Source organism: Shewanella sp. BJSY2023SW005, assembly GCF_047314585.1.
In the GTDB taxonomy this organism is placed as follows: Bacteria; Pseudomonadota; Gammaproteobacteria; order Enterobacterales; family Shewanellaceae; genus Shewanella; species Shewanella algae.
Map to the genome: position 1 here is coordinate 1 of NZ_JBKORJ010000009.1, position 7,411 is coordinate 7,411.

Annotated in this window: 4 protein-coding genes; all 4 read right to left on the reverse strand. The window is 47.9% G+C overall.

Features of this window, described 5'->3' with window-relative positions:
- Window positions 1–598: 598 nt before the first annotated feature.
- Window positions 599–1,705, reverse strand: coding sequence for a hypothetical protein (locus ACMHXI_RS01075; protein WP_208184411.1), 1,107 nt, complete (start codon window positions 1,703–1,705; stop codon window positions 599–601).
- Window positions 1,705–5,643 carry a hypothetical protein gene (locus tag ACMHXI_RS01080; protein ID WP_413733780.1) on the reverse strand — a complete coding sequence of 1,313 codons (3,939 nt, stop codon included), beginning with the start codon at window positions 5,641–5,643 and terminating at the stop codon, window positions 1,705–1,707. The genes ACMHXI_RS01075 and ACMHXI_RS01080 overlap by 1 nt, the downstream gene beginning before the upstream one ends.
- 4 nt (window positions 5,644–5,647) lie before the next feature.
- On the reverse strand, window positions 5,648–6,175 hold the full coding sequence (locus ACMHXI_RS01085) for a DUF4123 domain-containing protein (RefSeq protein ID WP_071477088.1): 528 nt from the start codon (window positions 6,173–6,175) through the stop codon (window positions 5,648–5,650).
- Window positions 6,176–6,181: 6 nt separating this feature from the next.
- Window positions 6,182–7,411: type VI secretion system Vgr family protein (locus ACMHXI_RS01090; protein WP_413733782.1), on the reverse strand; the 1,230-nt coding region annotated here is incomplete at its 5' end.

Genomic DNA, 7,411 nt, shown 5'->3' on the forward strand with positions numbered 1-7,411 from the left:
GCTGGGTTGTGTACTCTGGCCGCCATATAGCCACAGCCCGAACAAGCATATCGATAACACCAGTGCTGCAATGATTAATTTATGGTTTTTATTAAGTTTTGAACTTTGAGTTTGCATCATCAAAGCAAGCCCTCTATTTTCTTTGTTCTGGAAGGGGGAAGCAGGGTATCCAGCTCAGTCAGGCTCCAAGTTCTTTGCTTGAACAAGCCATTCCGCCGGCGTTCGAACATGGCTAAGCTTTCTGCCTCACTCACGGATTCTTGCAAAGTCCGGTATTTTGGAGCTACCGGGATCGACTATTTTACACCGACCATAGCCTACCCCTTTCCTACTTGAAGCTGCAGCGGTGTTGGCGACGTTCAATCACCCCAATCACATAGTGTATCTATGCTCATGGGATTCACTCACTTGCCGCCTAGCTGCAGCTCCAATTAGTTTGGGGGTAACATCTCTGAGTCAGATAACAGCCATAGACACTTTACGACTGACCTTTGCTTTGCCATTGAGGCCTGACCCTGGCTAATTCCATGAGTTGGTGATGCGAATAGCTAAGATCTCTGCTGAGATATAGTCTAGTATTGCCGCATCCATGCTCTTGCTAGTGATAGGCTTCCATATCGTAAATTGCATCGATATAAATAACCGGCGTTATTTCTGAGATGATTTTTTCAGCTTGTTCTTTAGCAGCTGAAATTTCAGATTCCGTGAGTGGCAAATTCATTTTTTTAAGATCATGTTTTATAAGTCGCCAATAAGTATCATCTCTGAAATAGTCTCTAAAGATCAAAGCGTAGGGTAATGATAATAATAAATTACCTCTTTCTCGGACTTGTTTATAATCCCCTTGATACCCCCAATAAATAGCGTCAATAGAGTTATATCCTAGCATCAGCGCCTTTTTGGCATAAAATAATGACTTATCTTTTCCTAAGAACTTACGAAATGATGTAGATAACATAACCAGAGCTGGCGCGAAGTTATCATTGGCCGCCATTTTCAACAGGGCTACCACCTTGGCAGTATCGGCTTCACTGAGTTCTCCAGCCTCGTAAGCCTTACCATACTTATGTGCGAGGCTGACCATAGGCGCATAGTACTTCTGCTTGGCCGCTTCAGCAGCCCTGTCGACATCCATGGAGGCTGCATAGCGACTCAACACATCATCGGGGTTGGCTTGCAAGCGCTGCTGGAAAGCTTCCTGCGCCTTGTCGGCCCAGGCATCGTCGCAGTAACTGCCCAGATACCATTCACAATCCTGAAGGGTTTCTCCCGCTGGTACCAAACGCCGCATCGCATAGGGGTTTCCGGCAATAGCAGCCTCATGGATCCATTTGTCTCCACCAGACAAAACACTGGAGCGCAAGACCGTCATACCATACCAATACATAGCATCACTGTTGCCTGCTTCGGCCAGCGGCAAGAGTGCCTTTTCGGCCAAATCCCTTCTCAACGACTGCAACTCATATAAACCTTTGAATAAAGGATCACCGGGTTTGACCAAGCTACTGGCATAGATATCCGGATTGGGCTGACTCTCGGCCGCCAAAGCCAGTAACTCGTCATTATCAATAATCGCAGCATGGGGGCTGGGTTGTGCACTCTGGCCGCCATATAGCCACAGCCCGAGCAGGCATATCAATAACACCAGTGTTGCAATGATTAGTTTATGGGTTTTATTAAAATTTGAACTTTGAATCTGCACCATCAAAGCAAGCCCTCTATTTTCTTTGTTCTGGAAGGGGGAAGTAGGGTATCCAACTCAGTCAGGCTCCAAGTTCTTTGCTTGAACAAGCCATTCCGCCGGCGTTCGAACATGGCCAAGTTTTCCGCTTCAATCACGGATTCTTGCTGAATCTGGTATTTTTGGCTATCTGGATCAATTATTTGGGCAGCGACCATGGCCTGTAAACCTTCGGGGGTTAAATAACAGCCATAGACACTCTTACGGCTGACCTTTGGCTTTCCATCGCGACCAAGCCCTATCTCATTCCATTCGTTGGAATACCAAGTCATGCGTTCACATAGTACCGCACTCAAAACATCAAAATCACCCAATAAACGATTAGCTAAATCACTATTTTTGAATGATGCTAATCTGAAAAAAGAAGCAACTTTTAACCAGTTATCTAGTACTCTTTGCCAACGCCTGAGATAAGAGGCCGCCTCCTGGCCTTCCTTCACTCCCATTAATTCCAGTGCCTTGGTAAATTGGCGGCGGCGCAATACAACCTCCCTTGTATCGTCTCCCGGTTGCAGTTGTCGCATAATAAACAGCAGTGCTTCGGCCTGAATGCCACTGCCATTCCCTCCCGGGGATGCTATTAAGGCATCGAATAAGGCAGCCAAGGTTTCCGGAGGAGAATCCTTAAGCCAAGTCCGTGTCTTCTCACGTTGCTGAGTTTGCAGAATCCGGGAGGCAATTACTGGCGCATAATCTTCCTGAGTCGACTTATGCAGCCAATCTGCGTAAACCCTGGGAGGGAAAAGTAATATATCGGCCAGACTGAGCCCTGTGGCGATTGCCAAGGTCAATCTTTGGTTGAGTATATAAAAAAGCTTGGAGTCTTCATCGTCAAAGACGGCCAAACGACTAAAGCCGCTCTGCTTTAGCATGTTCAACAAACAGCCAACAAAAAGATCTGTACTGAAAGGGTCGATTGCAATATTCAAGCTGCCCTTTACCCCGGGGCCACAAACAACCTTGGCGCCGACGACCAAGAAGAAACAACCCGCGTCATAGCCCAAACGAAATGTCCCTTCAACACCAATCCCTATCCCTGCAGCGCCGCCGGCAGTTATTGAACCGAGCTTTCGCCACTGATTGGTGTTTAATTGCTCCTTATCTTGCTTCGTCTCTTTCGCTTCCTTCTCTTGCTTCTTATCAAGAACATCGGAAGACATTGGGGGTTTCCAATGAACTTCTCCTGTTACCGTGCCGCCGACTTCTGCACCGGCAAACAGTTCCGCAGTGGCTCCGGCCTGGGCGGCCCCTTCTATAACATTCTCAGGCCCCTCGGCCTTTATTTTCGAACGATTATAACCCGATGGCCGAAACGCCGAGCCTTTAACACCTACATCATTTCCATCTGCACTGGGACCTATGCTAATGTTTGTAGCCAAATTCAAACTGGCTGCTATAAGGCCGTATGTGGTTACCTGTAGCCAAAAACAAATTTCACCGGCTTGATACAGTTGCTTGACTTCATTACCTGACTTGCGTGCAATATAGGGAAAATCAAGCTGTAACCCTTTCACTGGCATGGGGTTATAAGGCACATAAGCGTTCCCGGGAGCCTTATTTCCCAAGGGAAACCAGGCACTGAAACCCAATTGTGCTCTGGCCAGATCCAGAGATAGATTAAGCGCAGTGTCTCCACTGAGTCTTTTGGCTACTTCAGAACCTTGGATAGCCAACCCCGGAGCCGTTAAAGAACTGGTTGCCGATGAGGTGAAACGCATAAGTTGGGCATCGGCGGAAACAGTATAGCCATCCATACTGGTGTTTGATTGGTAAGCCCAATCCTTGCCCAGTAAAGAATGCTCATTTTGAAAATGAATCAAGGACATATCAAGAGAAAGTTGTTTATTCTCAGAAATTTGATTCATAAACTTCTTGTATGCATCTTTAGGCAGTCGGACTTTTGTCTGTTTGACTGTCTCGGCCACATCCTTGGGAAATTGGTTCAGCGTAGGTTCTTTCTGCTGCGCTTCAGCCGCATTTAATTCGTCACGCTCCTCCTTGGATTCAACCGCTTTGGTTGAGGCTGATAAGGCCACCCGCTGAGAAATGTCTTTAACATGCCCCTTGCCTGAACTAACCAGGTGCTTTTCCGAGGATGCGGGTAGCAACCAAGAGGGGGTTCTGAGGTAGAAAGGGGTACCTTCATCTCCTTCTGAGAGCAGATAACATTCAACAACCCTGAGATCATTGTTATCAGGCAGATTCATTATCATGCCCGGGTGTTTTACGGCAGGTCTCCAGTCTTCAAAATTCCAAAGCACTGAATAGGATTCCTTGTTGACTTTCTTACTGATATTGCTCACATCGCCCTTTTGAGCTCTGGAGTTTGCAAGCGTCTTCCAGTAATCCATTCGAACTTTACAGGCTTTCTTGATTAACAAAGGTTTTTCAAAGAAATCCGGAATGGATTCCAGTTTTATCTGCCGTAGGTCTTTAACTTGCTTCTCCCAAAAAGCATCCAGCTTAATATCCAGAGCTACCGTATCCCAATAGCCCCACTGAAAACCGCCACTCTCCATGAAAGCCTTGAGCCAGACATAGTCATCCGATTGCTCAAAATGCTTTTGTTTTCGATCCTTCTGTAACAGTTCAAAAAGAAGTTCTACCTGTTCATTATTCAGTTCATCATTGCCCCAAAATGATGAACGCCGAACATTAATAACAGCATTATATTTTTTTGAATACTGCCTATATGAAGAAAACATCTCTTTATATAGATTATTGTTATTCAGTTCATCTAATGTAAGACATTGTTCCTTGAGGACCATACCGGAAAGATTAAACATCAAAAGATTCCAGTAAAAACCATATTTCCTAGTATCATAGCCTAAAGAACCACTAAGGCTACTTAATTTAGACCAGGAAATTTCTGGCTCATTAAAAATATCATCATACTGAACAAACTCTTCCCCCCAGAAATAGTTAAATGTTTTAGCAGCTTCACTATCACCTTGAGAAATTAATGACTTATACTCAAAACCCAAGGTGCGTTTCAGGCTGCTGACATAGAGACCTATATTCTTCTCTTTATCACTGGTAAAGTAATTTAAATTTTCATCATAAATAAACTTAGTGCCATCATCGGTTTCCCAACCATTGGCCTGTTTTTTGGCTTTATCTTCCAGCTTTTTGCATTCAGCCAACACATATTCTTTCAGTTCTAATTCAATTTTTTTTCTGGCCTCGCCCAAGACATATTGGGTATTCAAGCTATCCAAAGAGCCTGATGGGTAATGATTAGCCGCTCTTACGCGCAGCTCAACCTCACTCTTGATAAAAGAATGTTTAGCCAGCAACTCAAAGCCTACGCTGCGGGCATAATCATCCAACTCATTAAGTTCAGCCTTTACCCAGAGTCCCAGCCCTTGGGTCCATTTGAGCAACCATAATGTTTTGTACCTTTCTTTATCTGCCGCATCAGAAAGAAATATCTCATACGGTAAATAGTCATAACGAGAGAGCAACCCAAGCTCATTGAGCTTTTGCAGCATCTTTTCATTAAAGTCGGGCGCATTGATATCCATGTCACTGAGCTGCAAATGCTGTCTTTCTTGCTTGAGTCTTTCTAACGCTTCAGAGGTCAGAGCATACCAATAGCGCTTCCCATCCTTTGGATGATTTGGCACATAGAGTACGTCTTCATACTCCACATAGGCACCTTCACAGGTTGTAATTCCTTTTCCACAGGCCCCATCCTCTGGAGGCTTAACGGTAGGCAGATGCTTGTTGACGTCAATAGGTACGACTTCATACTTCCAACTGATGAATTTATTCTGCAGCTCCAGAGTATTCATGTTCGCCAATTCGGCATAATCCATTTTGTGATAGTCGGCCAACATTCTCAGGCATTCATCCTGGACGTTTTGGCAAGCCCTAAGTGCCAAGTTATCTTTATGATTCATATCACTAAATCCATTTACTAAAAACGGCTGAATTAAAGCTATAGCTTTCAACGGCTTTGGGTGTGTGTTTCAGAGACCTGATTTCGCCCTGCTGGGAGGTCCAACAAAGCGCCGAGGCAGGTCCCAGAAGTGTGTCCCTGTCATCGGCATCCAGTTCAGAGTACAAGGGGTCCAGCGTTTGATTGCTGTAATATCTGAAGATGGTCTGGCGCCCCAGGATCCTGGGCTGTAACAGGGCCAGCAAGTGTTGTTTCAGCGTGTCGAACGCCCCGGCCTGGCAGGCAAAAATCACCGCCGAGCTGCGCCAGAGGGAGTCATTTTGCCATATGGGCAACAGGCTGCTGTCGTGGCGCAAACGAAAGATGACCGGGCTCTGTGGCATCAGGTAGGCAAATGGACTATTGATGAAGAGATCGGCCAATTCGGGAGCCGCTTCATGTTGATAAGCCAGCTGCATCACCTTGGGATAACGAATTTTGTCGGTCAGCATCCAATACTCGACACCGGCCAATTCAGGCAGTAACTCACTCATGGCCCATTACCCCTTGTGCTTCAAGCAGGGGCAATCTTCCAGAGGACAACTGCCATCGGTTTGCTTTTGGCACAAGCGAGCCACGGCGACATTGTTGTAGGAAAGCATTTCCATGCTGGCGGGAGCCAGTTGCAGAGGTAAGGGATTAGGAAGCTCGGCAGCGGCCACTTCTCCCGGAAGCTCCGGCGCTTTACCGCCATAACCACTGCCTGATGCCGCGCCGCCGCCGGCATTAAGGTTGATCCCGGGGCCGGAAAGATGCACCCCGGCCGGATCGACTTTGACAAAACTGCCACCGGCTTTGACCGTGATTTCAGAGGAAGACTCCAACACCACTTTTTGCCCCGCCTTGATATGAATTTCATCACCGGTTTCATTGACCCACACGGAGCCGGCTTTTAGATGTAAGCTGCCATCCACTATCAGGCTCTTGTCGCCGGTTACCTGCTGACGGGACTCGCCCAACACCGTCAGGTGGTCGTTGCCGCCGATGCGGCTGCGCCTTTCATTGTCCACATCCAGGTGGCTGTCGTGCTTGATATGCTCGTGTCTGTCATTCTCGGTCAGCAGGTTCAGGTCTTTCTGCGCGTGCAGGTAAATCTCCTCTTCCCCCGCTTCATCCTCAAACCTCAGCTCATTGCTGCCCTCGCCCTTGTGGCTCTGGGTCTTCAGCACGGTGCGGGTCTTGTGGGCCGGCAGCGCGTAAGGCACCTGGTTCACCGCATGGAAGGCCCGGCCGGTGATGATGGGTTGGTCCGGGTCGCCGTCCAAAAACGACACTATCACTTCATGCCCTATCCGCGGCAGTGCCATAAAGCCATATTGACCACCGGCCCAGCCCTGACTGACCCGTATCCAGCAGCTGCCGTGCTCGTCACCCTTGGCATATCTGTCCCAGGGAAACTGCACCTTCACCCGGCCGTATTCGTCACAAAATATCTCTTCATCCTTCGGCCCCACCACGGTCGCTATCTGCGGCCCCGCCATCTGTGGTTTGGCCTTCGGCTCCGCTTGCCATTGCATGGAGGATGGCACCGCGACTATCTCGTTACTGTAAGTCGTGCCGCGGCTGCTGTTGTCCTCTTCCGCCGCATTGCCCTGCTCGCCTGTGTGGCTGCCCCCCACTATCACCCATTCGCGATTAAGGCTCGCATCCGGGTGTTCGCTCAGGGCAAACTTCTGCCCGCTCAACGCCTGCAGTTGGTCACTCTTGAGCAGCAGCTGTTCGCTCTCCCG

What these genes read in the sequence shown, in the direction of transcription:
- ACMHXI_RS01075 (WP_208184411.1), bottom strand. Translation starts at nt 1,705, where the DNA reads ATGGTGCAGATTCAAAGTTCAAATTTTAATAAAACCCATAAACTAATC.
- ACMHXI_RS01080 (WP_413733780.1), bottom strand. Translation starts at nt 5,643, where the DNA reads ATGAATCATAAAGATAACTTGGCACTTAGGGCTTGCCAAAACGTCCAG.
- ACMHXI_RS01085 (WP_071477088.1), bottom strand. Translation starts at nt 6,175, where the DNA reads ATGAGTGAGTTACTGCCTGAATTGGCCGGTGTCGAGTATTGGATGCTG.